Here is a 24,395-nt window from a genome sequence, read left to right as displayed (position 1 = left end):
GTTATCTGCTAATGGCTCTTGATTTTTGTTGGTAAAAGTCCTATCCTATAAGTAACAAACCGAAGGGGTCTATTATAATATGAATAAACAGTGGTCACTCTATTCAATAAGCAGTCTGGTTTTATTAGTTTTGCTAAAACGAACGATTGATCAGAACAATTGGGGATTAAGTTTTTTCTTAGCCATCATCTTATTGATTCAAGTGACAGGTACTCTATTTTGTATTTATCAAAAAAGACACAAAAAAGGAATCCATTCTTCAAAAGCTAGGCATCTATAAATTGTTCATCTGAAGCATTACCCGACAAGTATTCGCTTGTCGGGTTTTTAGTTTGTTCTTCTATAATCGATTAAGTTTCTGTAGTAAATATCTATTTAACTAGTTTATTTTGAAAGTTCTGAATATTTGAACCTCTTCTTTTGGTTTAGAAGGAGGGTCTATGGTTGTAGTGCGTTAATTAACCTTTTTGATAAACTAGCTTTCATTATTAGACGGTAAGGATTCCATCAGCGCAAAAAAATATTTGGAATCACCAGTGCTAAAATAGTCGTGCCAAGATTCCAGTGTGTCTGATTGAAAAACATCTAAATGGGCAAGAATTTGTTTCGTCCACTGTAACGCTCCAGTGCAACTTGCAGTAATCAGGTTTTTATCTGCTACAGATTGTTGGTCTATATAATAGTTTTGACCTTTATAAGTAGGAGAAAATACTTCAAGATATTCCAACCCGTTACTGGTGTGTGGACGATTATCTAAAAGTCCAACATTAGCAAGTGCTGAGGTAGCTCCACAAATAGCACATACTGTAGCATTTAGTTTGAGAAATTCGGTTGCTTTCTCTAGGATAGCCCCATGTTTTGGGTCACTCCATGTATTTGCGCCTGGCAGTAACAATATGCTTGCTTCACTTACCTCTATCTCGTCAATTAAGCAAGTTGGTATTATTGTTAATCCTCCCATAGTATTAATTGGTTCCTTAGAATGACTTACCATTTTTAGTGTGACTTTTTTTGCATCTTTTTTGAAAAAACGACCAGAATTTAACTCTGAAATGACATACCCAAGCTCCCAGTCTGCTAGTGTGTCAAGAACGTAAATATATATTGTTAACATAAAATCCCTCCATTTATTCATTATTTCTAACGAGTGTTTATACTGTTTTTACTTTTATAAAACGTAAGACTTCGTTAATGGTGTTCTTAAAACAATGGTTGCCCCTTTTCTTGTTGTCTTATTTTGATGATTGCTTATTATCAATCTTGGCTATGATCATTCCTCCCTTCTTTGTTTTTACTGTATCACACAATTGTTGACATCATTATGGCAACAATATACAATGATAGAAGCAAATTTCAAGAGGAGGTTATTGGATGAAGGTTCACAGGCTTATTAGTATTATTATGATTCTCCTTGATAAAGAACGAATAAGTGCTCAGAAGTTAGCAGATAAGTTTGAGGTTTCGAAACGAACCATTTATCGTGATGTAGACACTATTAATATGGCAGGTATTCCTGTTCGCTCAACCTCGGGAGTAGGGGGTGGTTTTGAAATCATGCCGAAATATAAACTTGATAAAAAAGTTTTTTCGACTTCTGATATTTCAACTATTTTAATAGGACTTTCTGGCCTTTCCAATATGATAAAGGGGGATGAATTGATTAACGCTCTTACAAAAATTAAAAGTTTTATCCCTGATGAAAAAGTCAAAGACATTGAAGTAAAAACAAATCAAATATGTATAGATTTAAGTCCATGGATGGGGAACAGAGACTTACAAACCTATTTAACTATTATCCAAAAGGCTTTAGAGGAAAGAAAACTGCTGACTTTTGAATATTTGGATAGCAAAGGAAACAAAACTGAACGAACAGTCGAACCATATCAACTCGTATTCAAAGGTAGCCATTGGTATTGGCAAGGATATTGTCTTAAAAGAAATGATTTCCGTTTATTTAAACTATCTCGAATATCAAATCTCCAAACACAAGAGCAGTTTTTTGTGCCAAGAGAGTATCAAAAACCACAGTTAGAATTTACTGATATTTTGACAACTTTACAAACAAAAATTAAACTTCGTATTCATAAATCGGTCATGGATAAGGTATTAGATTGTTGCACGTATGAAAATTTTTCTCCAGATGGTGAAGAGCACTATATTGTTGAGTTTCCTTTTTTAGAGAGGGAATACTACTACAATTTTCTATTAAGTTTTGGGAATAAATGTGAGTGTCTAGAACCGTTACATATTCGTTTAGAAATGAAACGTAGAATAGAGGAGATAGCTAGTATCTACAAAAGTTGATTGTTGAAGGGAGCTGCTGGAAAAGACTATAACTTTGATGTGAAAATGAAGAATAAATATGATGCCAAAGGAACTAATTAAATAGTCCCTTTGGCATCATGATTCTTTTCTTTTATTAAATTTCGTTTTTTTAAATAGTATTTTACTGAATTCTAGCTGGCCATGAAGGATTTTTATTTGATTAAATTAAGTTAAAATAGCTTAGTGCTTTGACGATTCCTCCGTCAGTGTTGTTACTGGTAATATACGTAGAACGCTCCTTTAATTCTGGTCTAGCGTTGCCCATTGCTATTCTATTCTGACAAGCATCAAATAAGGCTAAATCGTTAAGTCCATCTCCAAAGGCAAATGTAGGCGTTTCGCTAAGGGATAGACATCGCATTAATTCTTTTACTGCCGAACCTTTTGAAATCCCTTTTTTAACAGTGTCGATTGAGTAGGGGCCATTTCTGTAAAAGGTGAATTCAGGAAAGTGTTTATAATAATACTCATCTCCATCTTCAGACAAAATCAACATCATGTTAATCACTCGACTATTTGTAAATAGGGGTTCTACTTGAGGAGCATTAGTATGAATTAATTTATACGCGTTTTTCATAGTTTCTGTTTGATTAGAACACCAAATATGCTGATCGTTATATAAAGAAAGTTCATGCCCATTTTGTAATACATGTTCATAGAGCCGTTTACATTCTTCAACAGAAAAGTCATTGGAATAGACTTTTTGACCTTCAACTTGAATAAATTGTCCGTTCATCGCTATTGCCGAATCAATCCCACTATCCGCCATAATATGTTCTATTTCAATGATTGTACGGCCTGTAGCAATTACTGGAAGTACATTATTTTCTTTTAACTTGTTGATTGCACCGTAAATTTCAGGTGTTATTTCAGATTTTTCGTTTAATAGAGTTCCGTCTAAATCAAAAAAAGCTAAAGCTTGAATTTCATTCATCATCGGTTAAACATCCTTTCCCTTTTATATCTTATCAAATAATGAATAAAAGACAAAGGTTTTTAGAAGAAATATAGAATTTATTGGAGCTTTGTGAATTATAGAGTATACTATTCATGAGAAACAAATATTCAAAAAAGAAGAATAGTACTAGTGTTGATCTTATAGAAGCAACTTAAAGACAGCTAAGTCAATGACTAAAATAAAGAGGTGTATAAAATGAACGTATTGATGATAGAAGATAATGAATCAGTTTCTGAAATGATGCAAATGTTTTTTTTAAATGAAGGATGGGAAGCAACGTTTAAATATGATGGAAAAGATGGATTAGACAGTTTTTTAGTCAATCCTGAAAGCTGGGATATGGTAACGTTAGATTTAAATTTACCAACAATGGATGGGATGGCTGTATGCCGTGAGATACGTAAAATTTCTAAGACAGTTCCAATCATTATGTTGACGGCTAGAGATTCTGAAAGCGACCAAGTTATAGGTCTAGAAATGGGGGCAGATGACTATGTCACTAAACCGTTTAGCCCACTTACGCTGATTGCTCGTATGAAGGCTTTACACCGACGTTCTGAAATTGGTGAAGTAGCCGAACAATCAAGTCATTCAGATGAAAATTATGATGTAGAAACAGACCACTTTAAAATGAATATAAAAACAAGAGAAGCGTATTTAAACGAAAAATTAATCGATGGATTAACCCCTAAAGAGTTCGATTTGCTTTATACCTTAGCTAAAAAGCCTAGACAAGTTTTTTCTAGAGAACAATTATTAGAAATGGTTTGGGACTATCAATACTTTGGAGATGAGCGTACGGTAGATGCGCATATCAAAAAATTAAGACAAAAAATTGAAAAAGTTGGACCGCAAGTAATTCAAACGGTTTGGGGCGTGGGGTACAAATTTGACGATTCTGGGGTAGCTTAATGAAATATTTATATCAACAGTTACTCGCTTTTTGGGGGGTAATCATATTAATTATTTTGATTGTTGGAATGTCATTTAGTCAATTGACAAAGCAAACCATGCAAGAAAATAATTATAAACAGTTATATGGTTATGCAAATTCAGCGTTAAACAGAAAAGATATGTATAACAAGGAATTTCCAGGGGCTACCGACCAAGAAGTGATGAATATTTCCCTGAATTGGGCGCAAACATTTTTAAAGGAACAAAATGTCCAATTTCTTTATATAGACAAAAATAAAGTAGTCCAATTCCCTAATCATTCGGAGCAAAAACTGGACTATTCTGTTATTGAACAAGAATGGAAAACATTATCTAGTGGACAATATGTTTATCGTACGGTAAATCAAGATATTTATGGCAACAAAAATACTTCGTCCTATGTGATGCTCCCAGCTTTTTATAAAACTGGGGATCTAGAGCAAAAAGTTTTTGCAGGTGTCCTAGTGATTACTCAACCAGCAAAAAATGTGTCCGATAGTGTAGACGATGTGACTGCAAATCTATTCAAAGCATTTATTATTTCCAGTATTGTTGCGCTGATTGCCAGTTATTTCCTTGCAAGTTTTCAAGTGAAAAGGATTAACCGAATGAGAAAAGCAACAAAAGAAATCACAAGTGGCAATTTTGACATAAAATTAGATACACATGATAAAGATGAGTTTGATGATCTAGCAGAAGATTTCAATAAAATGGCGGAGTCTTTGAAAGAATCTAGAGAAGAAATTGATCGACAGGAAGATCGACGTCGACAATTTATGGCTGATGCTTCTCATGAGATGCGTACACCTTTAACAACGATTAATGGCTTATTGGAAGGTTTACAATATAACGCAATTCCAGAAAGTCAGAGAGAAAATGCAATTAAGCTAATGCAAAATGAAACCTCACGTTTAATTCGTTTGGTTAATGAAAACCTAGATTATGAAAAGATACGTACCAACCAAATCAGTATCGTGGTGAAAAGATTTAACGCTACTGAAACGCTTAAAAATATTTTAACTCAATTAGAGGGGAAAGCAGAAAGTGCAGGAGACCAATTAATTTTTGAAAACGATCAGCCCATCGATGTTTATGCAGACTATGATCGCTTTGTTCAAATAATGGTTAACATTATTCAAAATTCTATTCAATTTACGACGGATGGTGAAATTCGAATTCAAATTGAAAAAGGATATTTAGAAACAATTATAAAAATTTCAGATACAGGAATTGGTATGTCTAAAGAGCAAGTTCAAAATATTTGGGATCGATATTATAAAGTAGATCCATCAAGAAAAAATACTAAATATGGAGAGTCAGGCTTAGGCTTGGCGATTGTAGAGCAACTCGTTCATTTGCACAAAGGAAAAATACAAGTGGAAAGTGAAATTGGAAAAGGAACTTGTTTTACTATTACTTTTCCAGACGTTGAAATAGTCGGAGATTAAGAAAAACACTTAAATAGAAGAAGCCCCCTCGTTAAATGCTTAGTAACGTGGGGGCTTCATTTTTTAGGGCTCTATAATATCTAGTGTTGGTGACCGATGTCGCCAGCACTTTTTTGCATAAAAAAAGACAGACATCTTCAAAACCTGTAGAATAAAGTCGACGAAAACCAATCTATAGGAGGAATGAAGATGTCTCTCTCAAATCTTATCAAAGAAACGCTCGATATTCTAGACCTAAACCTTATTTTTACTGAAAATTGTTTGACCCATGAGAAAATAGGCGAAGATAGTTGTAAGGTTTATAGTGGTACTCTGACGTATTTTCCTGAAAAATGTCTCCATTACAGAGAAACTGAAAGAAAACACTTCTATGACAGGAATTGCTCGTGCCAAACATGCCTCTATAACCACTATCTATCGGGTTCTAAAAGAATACTATACACCGCTCCCTCAAAAGAATAAGACCTTACCGACCGTTCTTTACTTTGATGAATTTAAGTCTGTGAAAGAAAGTTCTGGGACGATGAGCTTTGTTTTTATGGATGGACAAACAAGGCAGTTACTGGACATTGTAGAAAATCGAAAACTAAACTCTTTGAAAAAAAACTTTTATTCCTATGCTTATAAAACAAGAGCCACCGTTCAATATATTGTCATTGACATGTATAAGCCTTACGTCACTCTTGTAAAAAAGCTTTTTCCCAATGCAAAATTGATCATTGATCGTTTCCATATTGTTCAACATATTGGACGTACCTTTCTGACGCACCGAATTCAACAGATGAATCAGCTGAATCGAAAAAATTATCAAGAAGAACAACAATACAAGCATTTAAAGAAGTATTGGAAATTGCTTCAAAAAAACGCCTGGCATTTAGAAGGTCAAAAACAGGTTTGGCATCCTAGTTTTAGGGTGCATTTGACCGAATCAGAAGTCGTTGACCGCTTGCTTTCTTATAGCCCAGAACTCAAGCAAGGATATGGTGTCTACCAAGATTTTCTAGCAGCGATTCGGACGAAAGATTCTCACTGGTTTCAAGAGCTTTTAAAACAAAACTATTCTCATCTACCAGAGAAATATGCGACAACCATTAAGACGTTTAAACAGTATCAAAAAGGTATTTTAAACGCACTTGAACAGCCCTACTCTAATGGGCCCTTAGAGTGTTTGAACAATCACATTAAAGTATTAAAACGAAATGCGTATGGCTTTAGAAGCTTCTATAACTTCAAACTGAGAATTCTATTAACCCTAGGAACCACCCTTTTCAATCCCATGAAAAAGAACAAGCCTGCAGAAAAATAATCTCTTCTGCAGACTTGTTCTTCCTTGACACTATTCTATTGATTTTTCTTTACCAACACTAGTTGACAATGAGCCTTTTTTAGTTAGGCAATCTTTATTACCTCATCCATATAGGGGCTTTCAGCGATTTTACTATCTTCTGTTAAAATTAAAATCGCTTTTTTATCAGCTTTAGCAATTTTTTGTAGTAACGGCAGCAATTCTTGTCGCTGAAAAATGCTTAATTCTTTGAAGATATCATCAATAATAATAATATCTTTATCAAGCAATAGCATGCGACACAGTTGTAGCTTTATTTGCTCATAGAAGTTAAGTGCTTCTAAAGGCTTAATAAGTATCGATGAATCTATCCCTAAATAAGTAAAAAATTGGTTGGCTTTTTTCTTTTGTTCTTTGTTTTTTATAGAGCTTCCTACAAACAGATTTTGTTTTAAAGAGAGATATGGAAGGAAAGGATTTTCAGCTAAGACAAATCCGATACTTAATGAGTGTTTGAAATGAAAAGATTGATCCAGTAAAAAATAGCAATCTGACTTTAATGATTGTTGATCAAGGATGACTGTAATTTTTTGTGCTTGAAACAAATCCATTAATTTATCCAAATGGTGTTCATTATTTAAAGAATGAGTCATTAAAATACCTCCAGTTTTTACAGAATAAATAATTTACAAATTTTCTGATTTCCTTTTATTTATCAACAAGAAAACAATGAGACTAAAAGTACTGATGATTAATGTTAGAAGGAAGACTAAAAAAATGTTTTTTTGCAAGGCTGTTATAATCATGATAACTGGTAACCTAGTAAGATCAATGTCAAAAAAGTAAGTAACATTATCAGAATTTACTAATACATTAGGTGTGGCTTCAATAATGGTATTTGTTGAAAAAAATGAATAGTGACGATTCGTTAGGTTGTTAAAAAGTTCGCCACAAGACATCAAAGTGGCTTCATATGTATGTTGAAAAATTATTATAAAGATTGCTGAAAAAAAAGCACCAATCATAAGTAAAAACAGTGTTTCTAAAAGATACTGTTTGAGAATATTAGGTGTAGAAAAGCCCATTAAGCGCCATTTAAACAATTCTTGTTTCTTTTTTTGGATTGAAAAAAAAGTCAAAATACTAAATGATAATATGAAAAAAGCTACTACAATAGCAAATAGAAAATAGTATGAATTCAGCAACTCTCTATGGTACAAAAGATAATCCGAATTAGGACTGATTTTTTCAATTTGTAGAAAAGAGTGGGTATTGATATCAATGAGGTTCAGTATTCCTGTTAAAAGAGTTAAAAAGGTAAAGAAAATTAGACTGATAAAATAAGATAATTTTTTATGATATTTAACACTGGCTAGTGCATAGCGAATATTGCTCATATTGGTTCACCTCACTAATAGTAGTATAGAAGAATAATGTGAATAAATTATGAAAAAGATACAAAAAAGCTTGAGTATTTTTATACTCAAGCTTAGTTAATTTGTTCATTAAATGAAGTTATTTACCAGACTTTAGATAATTTTGATAGGTTTCGGTATGGTATTGATCGCTAGTAGTCTTGTTACCATTTTTACTGTACACACTAGTCGAGTCATTTCCTTTATCCTTTTCAATAGTTTCCATTTGCTCTAATTGATTTTTGTAGTTAAAATCTTCTGGTTTAATTACTTTCAAATCGGAGGCAGTGTGGAAACGTAATAAATCACCAGTTGTAATTCGATCAGAGATTTGAAGTTGTAACGAAACTTTGCGCTTCAACTCATCTGCTTCATTTTTCACTTCTTCAGTAGGTTCTTCAATTAGTTGACCGGATGCTGTGTCATAAATATTTGAACCTAACAAAGTATATTTTGGAGAAACATAATTTCCATTTCTAAATGCTACTAATTGTTCGTTTTCTTTAGAGAATAGATCTTGTCCTAATTGGATGTAATTTTTTGTGTCAACACCTAATAAATGTAAAAGAGTAGGTAGAGCATCCACTTGACCGCCGTACGTATGGTTAATTCCACCTTTTGTTTGTCCAGGAATATGAATCATGTAAGGGACACGTTGTAACGATGAGTCATCAAAGTCATTCCATAAAGCTTTTGATGAGCCTAATAACTCAGCAAGGTTTTTATTTCTAGAAGTTGAAACCCCATAGTGATCTCCGTAAAGGACAATTACCGAATTTTCATATAAGCCAGAAGATTTAAGATAATTGAAAAACTCTTCCACGGCTTTATCTAAATAGTTAGCTGTTGCAAAATAACCATTAATTGTTTCGTCAGATGTATTCGCAATTGGAAAACCAGCTTCATCATTTGTAAAGTATGAGTAAGGATAGTGATTTGAAACAGCAATAAATTTAGAATAAAAAGGTTGTTGCAAATGCTCTAAATACTGCACAGATTGATTGAAGAATGGTTTATCATGTAATCCATATTGGAAAGAATTATCCTCATTTACATCATAATAATTTGAATCAAAGAAGTAGTCGTAGCCAAGCTTTTTATACGTTTCATTACGATTCCAAAAATTCCCTGTGTTTCCGTGGAATACAGCACTTGTGTATCCAGCTTCTTGGTCTAAAATATTTGGCGCAGCTTCAAAGGTGTTTTTTCCACCTAGCTGTGTAAATAAGGAACCTTGAGCGGAACCAAACAATGAATTTTCGAATAATGTCTCAGCATCACTAGTTTTACCTTGACCTACTTGATGGAAGAAGTTATCAAAACTAAAGGTACTATTGCCATGGTATACACTGTTCAGGAATGGTGTTACTTCGTGTTCAACACCATTTTCATCTTTTAATTTATAATCAATTAAAAACTGCTGGAAGCTTTCTAAATGAATATAGATAACATTTTTTCCTTTAGCAATGCCAAAGGTATCATCATTAGGGGCTGCGTAATGATCTTTCACATAATCTTCTACTTCAATTAAATCATTAGAACTAGCTTCGGCACTGATTTGGTTTGTTTGGTAAGTAGTCACTCCATCGTAGACAGTAAAAGCATTGATACCTAAGAATTTAACAATATAGTCACGAGAGAATTGACGAGTTAATAATTGAGGTCGAGCAGTTTCAGCCATGAATAAGTTAAAAAGGAAAAATACAACAGAAAGCAAACTTACTGAAATAGCCACACGAGCTCTAACAGGGCGTTCATCCATTTTGATTTTCTTAGTTAACAATAAACCAGCAAGAACCAAAACATCTAGAAAATAGACAACATCATAAGGTCTAAAAAGTCGAACAGCACTTTCGCCAAGACCACTAGCCACTTTTCCAGCACCTAACATAGTATTAACTGTAATGAAGTCTGTAAACTCTCTATAGTAGATAACATTAGAGAAGAGTAAAAGACTCATTATTGTGAACAGAACCATCATAGTAATATAAGATGCTTTTGTTCGACGTACGTAAAGAGCGATTGCTAGTAAGAAAAATGTTGTTGCAATCGGGTTAATTAATAAAATGAAATATTCATTAGCATTCTCAATTCTTAAATTAAAATCCACTGTATAAGCGAAAATATTCTTTACCCAAATCAAGAGGGCAATCAGTGAAAACAGACCTAGGCGGGTATTTAAGAAACTAGGAGTATATAATTTTTTCAAAATAAACTTCCTTTCTGGATCAAAAAATCTCAAATGTAACTTAATCAAAGAATTAAACAGTCACATATACTCCAACAATTCTACTCTTTTGGGGATTTTATGTCAATTCTTCAACTATAATTTGTATAGATAGTTAACGAAATCTTACTATTTTTTTAAATGATGGATATCAAGAGATGATAAACCTCTAAATAAAGGTTTTAGCGACAAGGTATTTATTTTTTGGTATACTGAATTGGACATTATAAAGTAGGTGCAGAGATGAAAATACAAGTAACGAAAAAAGCGGAGAAAAAAATGAAAATGGGCTATCCTCTGATCCAAAAAGAAGATATCCAGAACGGCTATAGTATCGATACAAAAGATTGGGTAGAATTTATTGACAGTAAAGGGCACTTTATTGCGACAGGTTATGTAGGCGAACAAAATAAAGGAGTTGGTTGGCTTTTAAACTGGGCAGGTCCAATTAACGCGACGTTTTTTGAAGAAATGTTTTCTGAAGCTAAAGTTGAGCGGATTGCTTATATTGAAGATGAAACGACTACGGCTTATCGTTTGTTTAATGGCGAAGGAGATGGCGTGGGTGGCTTAACGGTTGATTGCTACGGTGATTTTGCTGTTTTTTCTTGGTATAACGAAACGCTTTTTACCTATAAAGAGTTGATAGTAACTGCTTTTCGCAAAGTGTTTCCTGAAATAATTGGCGGCTATGAAAAAATTCGTTTTACCAGCAAAGAATTACCTGAATCACAACACATATTTGGTGGAAAGGCACCAGAACCATTAATGGTTTTAGAAAATGGGGTTCGTTTTGCTACTTATTTAAATGAAGGCTTAATGACAGGAATTTTCCTTGATCAAAAAGAAGTTCGGGGACAATTCGTTGAAGGTTTTGCAGCAGGTAAAACATTACTCAATATGTTTAGCTATACAGGTGCTTTTTCTGTCGCGGCTGCAATGGGAGGTGCAACTAGCACTACAAGTGTTGATTTAGCCAAGCGCAGCTTAGCGAAGACACAAGAACAATTTGAAGCCAACCATCTTCCTTTAGAAGAGCAAAAAATTATTGTCATGGATGTTTTTGACTACTTTAAGTATGCGGTTCGAAAACAATTAACATTTGATGTTATCGTATTAGATCCTCCTAGCTTTGCAAGAAATAAGAAAAAAGTATTTTCTGTTGCTAAAAACTATGGGGAGCTAGTCGAAGATGCAGTGGAAATTTTATCCAATAACGGTGTTTTAGTTGCTTCTACCAATGCAGCTAATATTTCATTGGATAAATATACAACAATGATTATTGAAGCCTTAGAAAAGAAAAACTGTATCTATACCATTAGACAAACATATCAGTTGCCAGCAGATTTTAAAGTAAATCGTCATTTTAATGAAGGAAATTATTTGAAAGTTTTATTTATTGAAATAAAGAAAGTATAAGTGAGCGTTTTGAAGGAGAGTCTCCGATATGAAAACAGTAAAAGTGAAGGATATTGTAATAGGTGAAGGGCAACCTAAAGTTGTTGTACCGATGGTTGGAAAGACAGAAACAGAGTTACTTTTAGAAGCTGAGAGTTTGTCTTCAAGTATTTGTGACCTAGTAGAATGGCGTGTAGACCATTTTAATCAAGTGAGAGACTTCCAACTGGTAGCAAGATTATCTAAGAAAATTTCTGAAATTTTGAAAGAAAAGCCGTTGTTGTTTACTTTTAGAAGCAAAAAAGAAGGCGGAGAAGTTGATTTTTCAGCTACGGATTATTTTGAATTGTATCGGAACGTGATTGAAGCAGGCTGGGTCGATTTATTAGATGTTGAATTATTTATGCCTGAAAAGGAAGTAAATGAAATGATAGCTATCGCTCATGAAAAGGGTATTAAAATAGTGATGTGTAACCATGATTTTGAAAAAACACCTAGTCAACAAGAGCTGGTTTCTCGCCTGTGTAGGATGCAAGAAAAAAAGGCGGATATATGTAAGATTGCTGTGATGCCAAAGGATTCTAAGGACGTTTTGACTTTATTAGACGCTACTAACGAGATGCAAAAAAAATATGGCAATCGTCCTATGGTAACAATATCAATGGGAAAATTAGGGATGATTAGTCGGGTATCTGGGGAGATTTTTGGTTCCGCTATGACATTTGGTTCTGCTGAAAGAGCTTCTGCTCCAGGACAAATACCTATTTCTGAATTAAAAAACATTTTAAATCAATTATCAATCGAACAAGTAAGTGAATGAATAATGAGGTGGGAATTATGGCAAAAAAGAAAAAAAAACTCAAAACTAATGTTATGAGGATTCTTGAGCAACATAAAATTCCTTACAAAGAATTCGGCTTTCCTTGGAGTGAAGAACATCTAGGAACCGATAGTGTTGCAGAAAAAATTGGGGTTGATGAATCTCAAATTTTTAAAACGTTGCTAACTGTTGGAAATAAAACTGGACCAGTTGTTGCTGTAATTCCAGGCAATAAGGAGTTAGACTTGAAAAAATTAGCTAAAGCGAGTGGCAATAAAAAAATCGAAATGCTTCATTTAAAAGATTTAGAAGCAACAACAGGATACATAAGAGGCGGGTGTTCTCCAATTGGTATGAAAAAGTTGTTTCCAACTTATCTAGGAAAAGAAGCAGAACAATTTTCAGAGATTATTATCTCTGCTGGTAAAAGAGGACAACAAGTGGCTGTTGAACCAGCTAAAATTCTTGAATTGACAAGAGGTCAGTTGGTGGATTTGACCTAAAAAGTAAATACACATTATTTTTCCTGATAATATTTTCGTAAAGCTTGTCTTGCTAAAGAATCTGCGCCTTTGTTTTTCTTTTCAGGTAACCATTGAATCATTAACAGCGGAAAAAGTGGTTCCAATTCTTGAAATTTCAATAAATATGTTTTAAACACGGGATTCTTAGCATGCTTTTTTTCAATGGTTTCAACGACGATTTTACTATCAGAATATAGGAGAACTGTTTCGTTTGTGAGTTGCTTTTCTTTTAGTATTTCTAAAGCTTGAATGAATACTCGGAATTCAGCTTCGTGGTTGGAGCATTCTCCTAATGAAAGATGTATTTGCTCATTTAGTGCCTCGCCTAAAATAATAACTCCCCCACCACTAGGTCCTGGGTTTCCTTTTGTTGCAGCATCGACATAAATTCTTAACATAAAAGACTCCTTTTATTAATTGGGTTCATTGATAAAATATGTTATTATTGTAACGTATTGAATTTTTAACTATTGAGAGGTCGCTATATGAAGAAAAAAATCTATCATTGGCAACCAGAATTATCGATGGCGATAATTTATTGGTCTTGTACATTTGGTATATTATTTATCAGTTTAATTTTGACATTAGAAAATACTCGTCCATATTTAACAAGTAACATTGTTTTAGTTATTTTCTTTCTTTTTTTCGCTTTGGGATTGAACCGATATTTTAAAATTGGAGACGACGATTTGTTTATCCATGCTTTATTGCCAAGAAGAAGAAAAAAAGTACCATTAAACTCAATTTCTACAATTCGTGTAGGACCAAAGAGTCTAGAGATTTATTCTACAGCATTAAAAGAAGGCTCACAATTGTTTATTATGACGAAAAAGAGCAAGCATGCGTTTATCGAAAGCTTAAATAAGCATTCGAAAATAATAGGTGAAATTATCTATGATGAAAATCAAAAAATAGGTAAACATTAGAAGCAAAAACAACACCCATCAGGATGTTGTTTTTTTATATTTTCTTGACATGAGCAGCTTGTAAGCCTCTGGTGCCTTCCATTATTTCAAAAGCAACAGCCTGATTTTCTTCAAGTGTCTTGTATCCTTCTTCTTCAATAGCAGTGAAATGAACAAAAACCTCTTCATCCTCATTGTAGACGATGAAACCGTATCCTTTTTTACGATCGAACCATTTAACGAACCCTTTTTGCATTCAAATCACGCCCCTTTAATTTATAAAGACTAAACTAATTATAAGGATAAAAATCACATGAGTCAATCTTTGTCTCAAAACCGATTTTTATGATGGATAATGAACTTAAAAAAAGCTATAATAAGTAATAACTTAACAAATTTGGATCAAGAATGAATAAAGTTCGGGAAAGAGGTTGTGAGGGTATGAAAACAGATATTGAGATTTCACAAGAAGTCGATTTATTGCCAATCAAAAATATAGCCGAATCTGTCGGTTTGGCAGAAGAACATTTGGAACTGTTTGGAAATTATAAAGCTAAACTTAGCTTTTCGGCAATCAAAGAATTAGAAGACAGAAGCGAAGGAAAACTTATTTTAGTTACGTCAATTAATCCAACACCAGCAGGAGAAGGTAAATCAACTGTGACAATCGGTTTAGGAGATGCCTTGAATAAAATCGGTAAAAAAACAGTGATTGCGTTGAGAGAACCTTCACTTGGCCCTGTGATGGGAATCAAAGGTGGAGCTACTGGTGGTGGATATGCCCAAGTCTTGCCAATGGAAGATATTAATCTGCATTTTACGGGGGATATGCATGCCATTACAACTGCAAATAATGCCCTGTCTGCACTATTAGATAACCATATTCAACAAGGAAATGAACTGAACATTGATTCTCGCCGTGTGATTTGGAAACGTGTGGTTGATTTAAATGATCGAGAATTACGCCAAGTGGTTGTAGGATTGGGCGGAGCAATCCAAGGAGTTCCGCGCGAAGATGGTTTTGATATCACTGTAGCAAGTGAAATAATGGCCATTTTATGTTTAGCGACAGATTTAGAAAATTTGAAAGCTCGTTTAGCAAATATAGTTGTCGGTTATACGTTTACTCTTGAACCTGTGACAGTCAGTGATTTAGGGGTGCAAGGGGCATTAGCATTATTGTTAAAAGAAGCAATTAAACCGAATTTGGTTCAAACGATTTACGGTACTGCGGCATTAGTTCATGGTGGACCTTTTGCCAATATTGCTCATGGCTGCAACAGTATTTTAGCGACAAAAGCAGCGTTGAAATTAGGCGATTATGTTGTTACAGAAGCTGGTTTTGGTGCGGATCTTGGTGGAGAAAAGTTTTTAGACATTAAAGTGCCTAATTTAAAAAAAGCGCCAGACGCTGTAGTCATTGTAGCAACCATTCGAGCATTAAAAATGCATGGTGGTGTAAGTAAAAATGAGCTTGGTAAAGAAAATATTTCAGCTTTAGTAGAAGGTTTTTCTAATTTGCATAAGCATGTTGAAAATATGCAAAGCTATGGTTTACCTGTGGTGGTTGCAATTAATCAATTTATTAGTGATTCTGAAAATGAAATCAGTACGTTGAAAGAACTTTGCGAAAGAATCAATGTTCCAGTTGAATTAACAAGTGTCTGGGAAAATGGCGCTGAAGGTGGAGAAGAATTAGCTAAGACCGTTTTACAAGTCATAGAAGAGGAAACAGCTAATTTTCGTACAATTTACCAAAGTGGTATGAATTTGGAAGAAAAAATTGAAGCTATTGTAACTAAAATCTATGGTGGGAATAAAGTTTTATTCTCAAAAAAAGCGAAAAATCAATTGGCAACATTCCATAAGTATGGTTGGGATCGCTTGCCCATTTGTATGGCGAAAACGCAATACTCATTGTCAGATGATCCCCAACAGTTGGGTAGACCGGCTGATTTTACTATTACGATTCGTGAATTAGTACCGAAAATAGGGGCTGGTTTTATTGTCGCACTAACAGGAGATGTAATGACAATGCCAGGACTTCCGAAAAAACCAGCAGCTTTAAATATGGATATTGACAGTGAAGGAAACGCTATCGGCCTTTTCTAATAAAAAATAGTAGAGCAAACAGGGAGTTCGCTGTATCTAAGCGAACTCTGTTTTTTTGTTGTAAAAAATCAGTTAATTCAAAGGAAAAGATTAGGGATATAAAGGAAACTCCTTTTCGTATGCTACTTTTTGTTATATACTTTAATATAATGCGCAAGGAGGAATTTGTATGGAAATTCAAGTGACTCGAAATACTGGTTTTTATGGAATGGGTAGCGCAATCGAATTAACAAAGAACGGACAGAAATGGATAGCAATTAATAACAATCAGACGAAAAAAATAGAGGTAAGTGAAGCAGAGGTAATCCTTCAAGCGAGTTTCTTTTTTATGAAAAGTAATAAATTACTTATCAAGAATACTGGAAATCCAGTCAAGATAGAAATTACGATGAATCCAATGTTAATTTCAGTCTATCTTTTCTTTTTTTTGGTAATGTTGTTACTGCCAATCATTCATTTTTCAATACTGGGTATTCTCTTGTTGTTTGTTTTTTACTTTCTTTTTTTATTTTCAATGTTAGGAAAAGCTTATGTAGTTAAGGAGACGCTAAATGGGACAGGGAGCAGAAACATTTCTGAATAGTTTCAATCGAGTGGAAAAGTGGTTGAGAGAACAATTAAATAATTCTAGCAATATTGGCTTTAGCGAGATGGTCAGACGTTTAGCGAGAAAAAAAGGCTCTCAGGTTGGAACTGTAGAAGAGGATTTATTGCAAATGGCACAATTAAGGAACGCGATTGTCCATGAACGAATTTCTCAAGAATTCATTATTGCAGAACCTAATGAATGGGCTGTTAATCGTATGGTAGAAATAGAACAGTTATTAGTAAGTCCAGCTAAGGTCTTACCACGTTTTTCCAAAAAGGTAACTGGATTTGAAACAAATATCTCGATAAAAGAAATTTTGGCTATTGTGGTTAGAAAAAGATACTCACAGTTTCCAATTTATAAAAAAGGAATCTTTCAAGGATTAATCACTGTTCATGGCATTGGATTTTGGTTTGCTATGGAAAGTGAAAAAGGAGAAATTTATATAGAAGGACGAAAAGCTTCTGAATTGTTGGAAATCAATCGTAATAAAATAAATTATCATTTTGTAAATGGGGAGACAACCATTTTTGAAGCACAAGAATTATTTAGTAACCAACCTTGGTTGGAAGCCATTTTAATCACTAGAAATGCTGATCCAAATGGTAATCTATTAGGGATTATTCGACCAAAAGATTTATATAAAATTTTAGAGAAGGAATGAAGCATTTGCTAGCAATTTATCTTATTATTAGTGTAGTTCTCATTGGCTTAGATCAATGGGTGAAATATTTAACGGTGGCCAATATCCCACTGGGAGAAACAAAAGATTTTATTCCAGGATTTTTGTCATTTACTTATATTAGAAATACTGGGGCTGCTTGGAGTTTATTAGAAGGAAAAATGTGTTTTTTTTACATTATCACAAGTGTGGTTGTACTTGGTATCTTGTACGTTTTGATAAAAACACCACCTACAAGTAAATGGTTTGGATTTGGATTAAGTTTGGTTTTAGCTGGCGCAGTGGGGAATTTTATTGATCGGCTTCGTTTAGGCTTTGTGGTAGATATGTTCCAAACAGATTTTATGAATTTTCCTATCTTTAATGTTGCCGATATGTCATTAGTCATCGGTGTGATATGTATTTTTATTTACTTAGTGTTAGACGAGAAAGCAGCGAAGGACGGGAAAAATGGAACAAATTAATGTGAAAATTAAAAATGAAACGGGTAGAATCGATAAGGTTTTGAGCGAACGCCTAAAAGGACATTCACGTTCTCAAATTCAACAATGGTTAAAAGAAGAAAATGTCCGTGTAAATAATGAACTAGTAAAATCCAATTATAAAGTAAAACAAGAAGATGAGATCGTTATTAACGTTCCGGAACCTGAAGTTCTAGATGTGCTACCAGAAAATATTCCTTTAACGATTGTATATGAGGATCAAGATGTTGTCGTTGTAAATAAGCCTCAAGGAATGGTAGTTCATCCCTCAGCAGGTCATCCTACTGGAACATTAGTTAATGCGTTACTGTACCATATTAAAGATTTGTCTTCTATCAACGGTGTCATTCGACCAGGAATTGTTCATCGAATTGACAAAGATACTTCTGGCTTATTAATGGTTGCTAAAAATGATAAAGCGCATGAAGCCTTAGCCGAACAGTTAAAAGATAAGACTTCTTTACGAAAATATGTTGCATTAGTTCATGGTGAAATCGGTCATGATAAAGGTGAAATCAATGCGCCAATCGGTCGTTCGAAAACAGACCGGAAAATGCAAGCTGTTATTGAAGGTGGAAAACCAGCAGTGACTCATTTTGAAGTACTAGAGCGTTTTTCTGACTATACTTTAGTTCAATTACAATTAGAGACTGGACGAACACATCAAATACGTGTTCATATGAAATATATTGGCTATCCAGTTGCTGGAGATCCGGTGTATGGACCAAGAAGAACATTAAAGGGAAATGGGCAATTTTTACACGCTGAAATGTTAGGGTTTAAACATCCCACGACAGGGGAAATGATGGTATTTGAAGCGCCTCTTCCAGAGATTTTCGAAAAGACAATTGAACAATTACGAAATATAGAAGAGTAACATTGATTTAATAACGGAATAAACTGAGAAAGAACTGGTAAGAGGGTTTTTGCTGTCAAAAATCCTCCTACCAGTTCTGTTTATAAAACTATTCAGATTAACTGCTTAAAGTTGATCAATTCTACCTTATTTTCAGCCAAAATTAACTTTGCCTCAGAACTCTGTAAAACCTCTAACTCAATACTTCTTTCCAGTGCATAAGAGCTTCGAGTTAATATTGTTTGATCTAGATAGGCCGGGTGGCACATAATTTCCACTGTTTTATCTGTTCTTAATGGAAGCTTATAAAAGAAGTCAACTGCTACATTTTCTAGATAAAATTCACTTGAAAATAGGTCAGCACGGCGGAAATCAGTTATCATTTTATTTAATAAGGGAATGGTTTCTTTTGGTAATTCTTTAGGATGGAACCGAATTGCTAAATCGTATTCTTTTGCAAGTTTTAAATAGGTTTCTATCAGAGAGGGATCCATATGAATATGGTGATGAGAATCAATGTGTGTTGGTTGAATATCGTTATCAATCATTAGATCAATTTGTGCTTTCCATTCAGTGTATACTTCTCTCAGATTTAGAGGACTGTTCAATTTGTCTGCTAATGGATTCTTTTTGAATAAGCCGTCTTCATCTACTAATGACGGGACTAATTCAATAGATGAGATAGGACGTCCAACGTCTAAGGCTAAGTGAACGCCCAGATCTAAATCTGGGTTTGCTTTTGCAAGTTCATAGGCGTGCATGGTATCAGGCATGTTGTTCATTAAGGTAGTTGCGGTAACAATTCCATCTTTGAAGGAATCAATAATTCCATAATTTTGACCTTTAGAAAAACCGAAATCATCGGCATTAACAATTAACTTCATTTTTAAAACCTCCGTTTTTATCTTATCTAAATTGTACCAGATTTTTAGTCAATGGTATGCTGTTATGTTTTTATGAAAACCTAGATTAGATTAAATGTTGCTTGAGTGCAAGTAATACTGAGCGTTCCTTTAAAAAGAAGCATTTAAACACTAATAAAAAAAATTCAGCATTTGGAAAATAATCGTTGCATTATTTTCCAATAAAAGGTACACTGTTTAAAGAATAAAAAATGAATATGAACATCCTTTAAGAGTAGTCCCGTGAGGCTAAGAAGGAAACGTGCAGAATAATCTAAGTGCGCTTAGAGAAAAGACTGCATGTGATGCATAGTACCTTAGTGTAATCAATCCTCCTGCCCAAAATCCGGGTAGGAGTTTTTTTGTATAAAAAATGAACTGTTTTTCGCTTAAAGGTGCTCAAATTCTAGCAAAATAGATATTCAGGAGGAGAAAAAATGCAAGCAAAGGAAGTCGTCGATGCGGTTACTATGAAGCGTGCTTTAACACGGATTACCTATGAAATCATCGAAAGAAACAAAGGGGTTCAAGATATTGTCTTAGTAGGTATAAAAACTAGAGGCATTTATATTGCTCAACGGATTGCGGAAAGGTTGAAGCAATTGGAGCATGTAGAAGTTCCTGTTGGGGAGTTGGACATCACTTTATACCGGGATGATGTGAATGAAAGTGCACTGAACGAACCTGAATTACATTCCTCAGATATACCGTTTTCTTTGGAAGGGAAAGAAGTAATTTTAGTGGATGATGTACTATTTACAGGAAGAACGATACGTGCAGCAATGGACGCAGTAATGGATTTAGGTCGACCAAGAAAAATTTCTTTAGCTGTATTAGTAGATAGAGGGCATCGTGAATTGCCGATTCGCTCGGATTATGTGGGGAAAAACATTCCGACATCTATGACTGAAGAAATTATTGTTGAGATGGAAGAGTTAGATGGTCAAGATAGAATTATGATTAGTAAAGAAGAGAAATAAAAAAATTAAGTGGATGGGTTTGATTGAATGAAGACAGAAACAGGAAAAAAGTTTAGAAATACAGATGCAGTTTTAGATATACACGATCGTCCAAGTACAGGACAATGGATTGGCTTAAGCTTACAGCACTTATTTACAATGTTTGGTGCCACCGTTTTAGTGCCAATTTTAGTAGGGATTGATCCAGGAATTGCTTTAGTTAGTTCGGGGTTAGGAACAATCGTTTATCTGACAACCACAAAAGGAAAAATACCCGCTTACTTAGGGAGTAGCTTTGCTTTTATCGCAGCGATGCAAATGTTGATGAAAAGTGATGGTTATCCTGCGATAGCCCAAGGGGCAATGACGACAGGTGCTGTTTATCTAATTGTTTCTCTGATTGTTGGAAAATTTGGTTCCGACTGGTTAGATAAAATTTTACCGCCAATTGTTGTGGGACCTGTTGTGATGGTTATCGGATTAGGCTTAGCGTCAAATGCAGCGAATAATGCAATGTATAGCGATGCCGCTCATACAGTTTATGATTTTAAATATATCGCAGTTGCATTAATTACATTAGGATTGACTATTTTCTACAACATGTTTTTCAAAGGATTTCTTGGGTTGATCCCAATATTACTGGGAATTGTTAGTGGTTACTTGGTGGCCTTATTATTTGGGATTATTGATCTGGAACCAATAAAAGAAGCAGCTTGGATTGCAATGCCAAATTTCGAAGTTCCTTTTGTACAATATCAACCTAAGCTATATATAAATGCTATCACAACAATGGCTCCAATTGCCTTTGTAACGATGACAGAACATATTGGACATTTGATGGTTTTAAATAAATTAACTAAACGTAATTTTTTCCAAGAGCCAGGTTTATCAAAGACACTAATGGGAGATGGAGCAGCGCAAATCGTTGCCGGTTTAGTTGGTGGACCTCCGGTAACAAGTTACGGAGAAAACATCGGTGTACTAGCCATTACAAGAGTTCATAGTGTTTTCGTTATTGGCGGAGCTGCAGTTTTTGCGGTCGCATTGGGATTTGTTGGGAAGCTTAGTGCCATCATTTTAAGTATCCCAGGACCTGTTATTTCAGGAATCAGCTTTGTTTTGTTCGGTGTGATTGCAGCCAGCGGATTGAAAATTTTGATTGACAACAAAGTGGATTTTGACAAGAAAAAGAATCTATTAATTGCATCAGTTATTTTGGTCATTGGAATTGGTGGATTGGTCTTTAAATTAGAAACCTTTGAATTATCATCAATGGCATTAGCAACAGTTCTAGGAATTATTCTTAACCTAATTTTACCTGAAACCGCAAGAAGCGAAGAATAGGAGGAAAACGAATGATTATCACATCTGAACGTATTAGTTTAAAACATCTTTTAACCGTTGAAGCTTTATCAGACCAAGAAGTAATAGGATTAATTCGAAGAGCACAGGAATTTAAACAAGGTGCTACATGGCAACCAGAAAAGCCGCAGTACTTTGCAACGAATTTGTTTTTTGAAAATAGTACTAGAACTCACAAGAGCTTTGATGTAGCTGAGAAAAAACTTGGGATTGAAGTGATAGAGTTTGAAGAAAGCATGAGTTCAGTAAAAAAAGGTGAAACACTTTATGACACTGTCTTAACAATGTCAGCAATAGGGGTAGATGTGGCAGTTATTCGTCATAGTGAAGAGAATTATTACGATGAGCTGATTGAAAGTAAAACCATCCAATGTTCTATTATTAATGGTGGAGACGGTAGCGGACAACATCCAACGCAATGTTTATTGGATTTAATGACGATATATGAAGAGTTTGGCTATTTCGAAGGATTGAACATCGCGATTGTCGGTGATATTACACATTCTCGAGTCGCAAAATCGAATATGCAAATGTTGAAACGTTTAGGAGCGAAGATATTCTTTTCTGGCCCAGAAGAATGGTACGATAAGAAATTTGAAGCTTATGGTCATTACTTACCTGTAGATGAAGTGGTTGAAACAGTGGACGTAATGATGATGTTACGCGTTCAACATGAGCGACATGATGGCTCTGAAATTTTTTCAAAAGAATCGTACCATCAAGAATTTGGTCTGACGATTGAGCGTGCTGCAAGAATGAAAAAACATGCAATAATTATGCACCCAGCACCCATCAATCGTGATGTAGAATTAGCAGATTCTTTAGTCGAAGGAATCCAATCGAGAATCATTCAACAAATGAGTAATGGTGTTTATATGCGAATGGCAATTTTAGAAGCAGTATTACAAGGAAAGGCTTAGGTGATTAAAATGAAAACATTAATAAAAAATGGAAATATTGTGAACAAAAATAATGAGTTGACACCTGTTTCAATTTGGATTGAAGAAGGCAAGATTAAAGCAATTGGAGCAGACTTTGATGATACTAAATTTGACAAAGTTTACGATGCTAAAGTACAATTAATTGCTCCTGGGTTAGTAGACGTTCATGTCCATTTGAGAGAACCTGGTTTTACCTATAAAGAAACTATTAATACTGGAAGCAAAGCCTCTGCAAGAGGTGGTTTTACCACCGTTTGTGCGATGCCCAATCTGAATCCAGTTCCAGATACTGCTGAAAAATTAAAAGAAATCTATGATATTATTCAAAAAGATTCAGTGATAAAAGTGCTCCAATATGCGCCCATAACAGAAGAACTAAGAAGTGAGCGTTTAACGGATCAAAAAGCGTTGAAAGAAGCAGGCGCTTTTGCTTTCACGAATGATGGTGTTGGTGTACAAACAGCAGGAACTATGTATCTTGCGATGAAAGAAGCCGCAGAAGTTGGGTTGGCTTTAGTTGCCCACACAGAAGATGACTCTCTTTTATTTGGTGGCGTGATGCATGAAGGAGAAATATCGAAAAAACTTGGGTTGCCGGGAATATTAAGTTCAACTGAAGCGTCACAAATTGCTAGAGATGTTGTTTTAGCAGGAGAAACCGGTGTTCACTATCACGTTTGTCATGTTTCTACAAAAGAAAGCGTTCGTGTTATAAGGGATGCAAAACGTGCTGGAATTAACGTAACAGCGGAAGTATCGCCACACCATCTGATTTTAATAGATGAAGATATTCCTGAAGATAACGGTTTTTGGAAAATGAATCCTCCATTAAGAGGAAGTGCAGATCGTGACGCGTTAATTGAAGGACTTCTTGATGGAACAATAGATTGTATCGCGACTGACCATGCGCCTCACGGGTTAGACGAAAAAAACCAAAGCTTTATGAAGGCACCATTTGGTATTGTAGGAATTGAAACAGCCTTTCAACTGATTTACACGTATTTTGTAGAAACCGGAAAATTCACTTTAGAACAAGTAATTGACTGGATGGCTAAAAAACCAGCCGCTATTTTTGGCTTATCAGCTGGAACGTTAGCAATCGGTGCAGCAGCAGATATTGCTATTTTTGACCTTGAGTTTGAAGAAGTGATTAATGACAAAGATTTTGAATCATTAGCGGTAAATACACCATTTGTTGGTTGGAAAGTTAAAGGAAATACTTTGATGACATTCGTTGATGGAAAACTAGTCTGGTCAAGGGAGGACGTCTAG

General features: G+C 34.6%; 25 protein-coding genes and 1 pseudogene. 18 read left to right on the top strand and 8 right to left on the bottom strand.

Features of this window, described 5'->3' with window-relative positions; genetic code table 11:
• Positions 1-79 precede the first annotated feature (79 nt).
• On the top strand, positions 80-280 hold the full coding sequence (locus tag BCR26_RS18020) for a hypothetical protein (RefSeq protein ID WP_084387102.1): 201 nt from the start codon (positions 80-82) through the stop codon (positions 278-280).
• A gap of 195 nt (positions 281-475) precedes the next feature.
• Here BCR26_RS18020 and BCR26_RS09805 read toward each other — a convergent pair whose 3' ends face one another.
• Entirely contained in the window at positions 476-1,114 is a 639-nt protein-coding gene (locus BCR26_RS09805) for a type 1 glutamine amidotransferase family protein (protein WP_069698808.1), read from the bottom strand.
• A 257-nt stretch (positions 1,115-1,371) separates the two neighbouring features.
• Between BCR26_RS09805 and BCR26_RS09800 the strand changes: the two genes are divergently transcribed.
• The gene (locus BCR26_RS09800) at positions 1,372-2,304 is read left to right on the top strand and encodes a helix-turn-helix transcriptional regulator (protein WP_069698807.1); all 933 of its coding nucleotides are present in this window, start codon (positions 1,372-1,374) and stop codon (positions 2,302-2,304) included.
• Positions 2,305-2,485: 181 nt separating this feature from the next.
• On the opposite strand, the gene BCR26_RS09795 is transcribed toward BCR26_RS09800, so the two are convergent.
• Positions 2,486-3,259: a Cof-type HAD-IIB family hydrolase gene (locus BCR26_RS09795; protein ID WP_069698821.1), complete on the bottom strand. Its 774-nt coding sequence runs from the start codon at positions 3,257-3,259 to the stop codon at positions 2,486-2,488.
• A 219-nt stretch (positions 3,260-3,478) separates the two neighbouring features.
• Between BCR26_RS09795 and BCR26_RS09790 the strand changes: the two genes are divergently transcribed.
• The 3 genes and pseudogenes from BCR26_RS09790 (at position 3,479) to BCR26_RS09780 (ending at position 6,970) form a co-directional block, all read left to right on the top strand.
• Positions 3,479-4,195 (top strand): response regulator transcription factor, encoded by a 717-nt coding sequence (locus BCR26_RS09790; protein ID WP_069698806.1) that lies wholly within the window; start codon positions 3,479-3,481, stop codon positions 4,193-4,195.
• On the top strand, positions 4,195-5,664 hold the full coding sequence (locus tag BCR26_RS09785; RefSeq protein ID WP_069698805.1) for a sensor histidine kinase: 1,470 nt from the start codon (positions 4,195-4,197) through the stop codon (positions 5,662-5,664). The genes BCR26_RS09790 and BCR26_RS09785 overlap by 1 nt, the downstream gene beginning before the upstream one ends.
• Positions 5,665-5,853: 189 nt before the next feature.
• Positions 5,854-6,970, top strand: a pseudogene (locus tag BCR26_RS09780) (ISL3 family transposase).
• Positions 6,971-7,053: 83 nt separating this feature from the next.
• Here BCR26_RS09780 and BCR26_RS09775 read toward each other — a convergent pair.
• From BCR26_RS09775 to BCR26_RS09765, 3 genes are all read right to left on the bottom strand, one after another.
• Entirely contained in the window at positions 7,054-7,602 is a 549-nt protein-coding gene (locus BCR26_RS09775; protein ID WP_069698804.1) for a P-loop NTPase family protein, read from the bottom strand.
• A 33-nt stretch (positions 7,603-7,635) separates the two neighbouring features.
• Entirely contained in the window at positions 7,636-8,346 is a 711-nt protein-coding gene (locus BCR26_RS09770; RefSeq protein ID WP_069698803.1) for an FtsX-like permease family protein, read from the bottom strand.
• A gap of 118 nt (positions 8,347-8,464) precedes the next feature.
• Entirely contained in the window at positions 8,465-10,573 is a 2,109-nt protein-coding gene (locus tag BCR26_RS09765; protein ID WP_069698802.1) for an LTA synthase family protein, read from the bottom strand.
• A gap of 261 nt (positions 10,574-10,834) precedes the next feature.
• On the opposite strand from BCR26_RS09765, the gene BCR26_RS09760 reads away from it, so the two are divergent.
• From BCR26_RS09760 to ybaK, 3 genes are read left to right on the top strand one after another with little or no spacing between them, the layout of a single operon-like run.
• Entirely contained in the window at positions 10,835-12,010 is a 1,176-nt protein-coding gene (locus tag BCR26_RS09760; protein WP_069698801.1) for a class I SAM-dependent rRNA methyltransferase, read from the top strand.
• A 28-nt stretch (positions 12,011-12,038) separates the two neighbouring features.
• Complete coding sequence (gene aroD, locus BCR26_RS09755) at positions 12,039-12,809, top strand: type I 3-dehydroquinate dehydratase (RefSeq protein ID WP_069698800.1); 771 nt, start codon at positions 12,039-12,041, stop codon at positions 12,807-12,809.
• Positions 12,810-12,826: 17 nt separating this feature from the next.
• Positions 12,827-13,312 (top strand): Cys-tRNA(Pro) deacylase, encoded by a 486-nt coding sequence (gene ybaK, locus BCR26_RS09750; RefSeq protein ID WP_084387101.1) that lies wholly within the window; start codon positions 12,827-12,829, stop codon positions 13,310-13,312.
• A 14-nt stretch (positions 13,313-13,326) separates the two neighbouring features.
• On the opposite strand, the gene BCR26_RS09745 is transcribed toward ybaK, so the two are convergent.
• Positions 13,327-13,731 (bottom strand): ribonuclease HI family protein, encoded by a 405-nt coding sequence (locus BCR26_RS09745; protein WP_069698798.1) that lies wholly within the window; start codon positions 13,729-13,731, stop codon positions 13,327-13,329.
• Between the two features lie 87 nt (positions 13,732-13,818).
• Between BCR26_RS09745 and BCR26_RS09740 the strand changes: the two genes are divergently transcribed.
• Positions 13,819-14,259: an EbsA family protein gene (locus BCR26_RS09740; protein ID WP_069698797.1), complete on the top strand. Its 441-nt coding sequence runs from the start codon at positions 13,819-13,821 to the stop codon at positions 14,257-14,259.
• A 34-nt stretch (positions 14,260-14,293) separates the two neighbouring features.
• On the opposite strand, the gene BCR26_RS09735 is transcribed toward BCR26_RS09740, so the two are convergent.
• A complete protein-coding gene (locus BCR26_RS09735) occupies positions 14,294-14,494 on the bottom strand; it encodes a cold-shock protein (protein WP_069698796.1) in 201 nt (66 codons plus the stop codon).
• Between the two features lie 185 nt (positions 14,495-14,679).
• Between BCR26_RS09735 and BCR26_RS09730 the strand changes: the two genes are divergently transcribed.
• The 5 genes from BCR26_RS09730 (at position 14,680) to BCR26_RS09710 (ending at position 18,980) form a co-directional block, all read left to right on the top strand.
• Positions 14,680-16,350: a formate--tetrahydrofolate ligase gene (locus BCR26_RS09730; RefSeq protein ID WP_069698795.1), complete on the top strand. Its 1,671-nt coding sequence runs from the start codon at positions 14,680-14,682 to the stop codon at positions 16,348-16,350.
• Between the two features lie 169 nt (positions 16,351-16,519).
• Positions 16,520-16,933, top strand: coding sequence for a hypothetical protein (locus BCR26_RS09725; protein WP_069698794.1), 414 nt, complete (start codon positions 16,520-16,522; stop codon positions 16,931-16,933).
• On the top strand, positions 16,902-17,603 hold the full coding sequence (locus BCR26_RS09720) for a CBS domain-containing protein (RefSeq protein WP_069698793.1): 702 nt from the start codon (positions 16,902-16,904) through the stop codon (positions 17,601-17,603). The genes BCR26_RS09725 and BCR26_RS09720 overlap by 32 nt, the downstream gene beginning before the upstream one ends.
• A gap of 5 nt (positions 17,604-17,608) precedes the next feature.
• Positions 17,609-18,085, top strand: coding sequence for a signal peptidase II (gene lspA, locus BCR26_RS09715; RefSeq protein ID WP_069698820.1), 477 nt, complete (start codon positions 17,609-17,611; stop codon positions 18,083-18,085).
• Positions 18,072-18,980, top strand: a complete 909-nt coding sequence (locus BCR26_RS09710) for an RluA family pseudouridine synthase (RefSeq protein ID WP_069698792.1) — start codon at positions 18,072-18,074, stop codon at positions 18,978-18,980. The genes lspA and BCR26_RS09710 overlap by 14 nt, the downstream gene beginning before the upstream one ends.
• Positions 18,981-19,072: 92 nt before the next feature.
• Here BCR26_RS09710 and chbG read toward each other — a convergent pair whose 3' ends face one another.
• Positions 19,073-19,843: a chitin disaccharide deacetylase gene (gene chbG, locus BCR26_RS09705; RefSeq protein WP_069698791.1), complete on the bottom strand. Its 771-nt coding sequence runs from the start codon at positions 19,841-19,843 to the stop codon at positions 19,073-19,075.
• 455 nt (positions 19,844-20,298) lie between these two features.
• Here chbG and pyrR point away from each other — a divergent pair, with 455 nt between their 5' ends.
• From pyrR to BCR26_RS09685, 4 genes are read left to right on the top strand one after another with little or no spacing between them, the layout of a single operon-like run.
• Entirely contained in the window at positions 20,299-20,841 is a 543-nt protein-coding gene (gene pyrR, locus BCR26_RS09700) for a bifunctional pyr operon transcriptional regulator/uracil phosphoribosyltransferase PyrR (protein ID WP_069698790.1), read from the top strand.
• Positions 20,842-20,868: 27 nt separating this feature from the next.
• Positions 20,869-22,164 carry a solute carrier family 23 protein gene (locus BCR26_RS09695; RefSeq protein ID WP_069698789.1) on the top strand — a complete coding sequence of 432 codons (1,296 nt, stop codon included), beginning with the start codon at positions 20,869-20,871 and terminating at the stop codon, positions 22,162-22,164.
• Positions 22,165-22,175: 11 nt separating this feature from the next.
• Positions 22,176-23,102, top strand: coding sequence for an aspartate carbamoyltransferase catalytic subunit (locus tag BCR26_RS09690; RefSeq protein WP_069698788.1), 927 nt, complete (start codon positions 22,176-22,178; stop codon positions 23,100-23,102).
• Between the two features lie 9 nt (positions 23,103-23,111).
• Complete coding sequence (locus BCR26_RS09685; protein WP_069698819.1) at positions 23,112-24,395, top strand: dihydroorotase; 1,284 nt, start codon at positions 23,112-23,114, stop codon at positions 24,393-24,395.

It is taken from the genome of Enterococcus rivorum, assembly GCF_001742285.1.
GTDB lineage: Bacteria > Bacillota > Bacilli > Lactobacillales > Enterococcaceae > Enterococcus_L > Enterococcus_L rivorum.
Note: the sequence above shows the minus strand (reverse complement) of the source record. Positions and strands in the feature narration are given on the sequence as shown.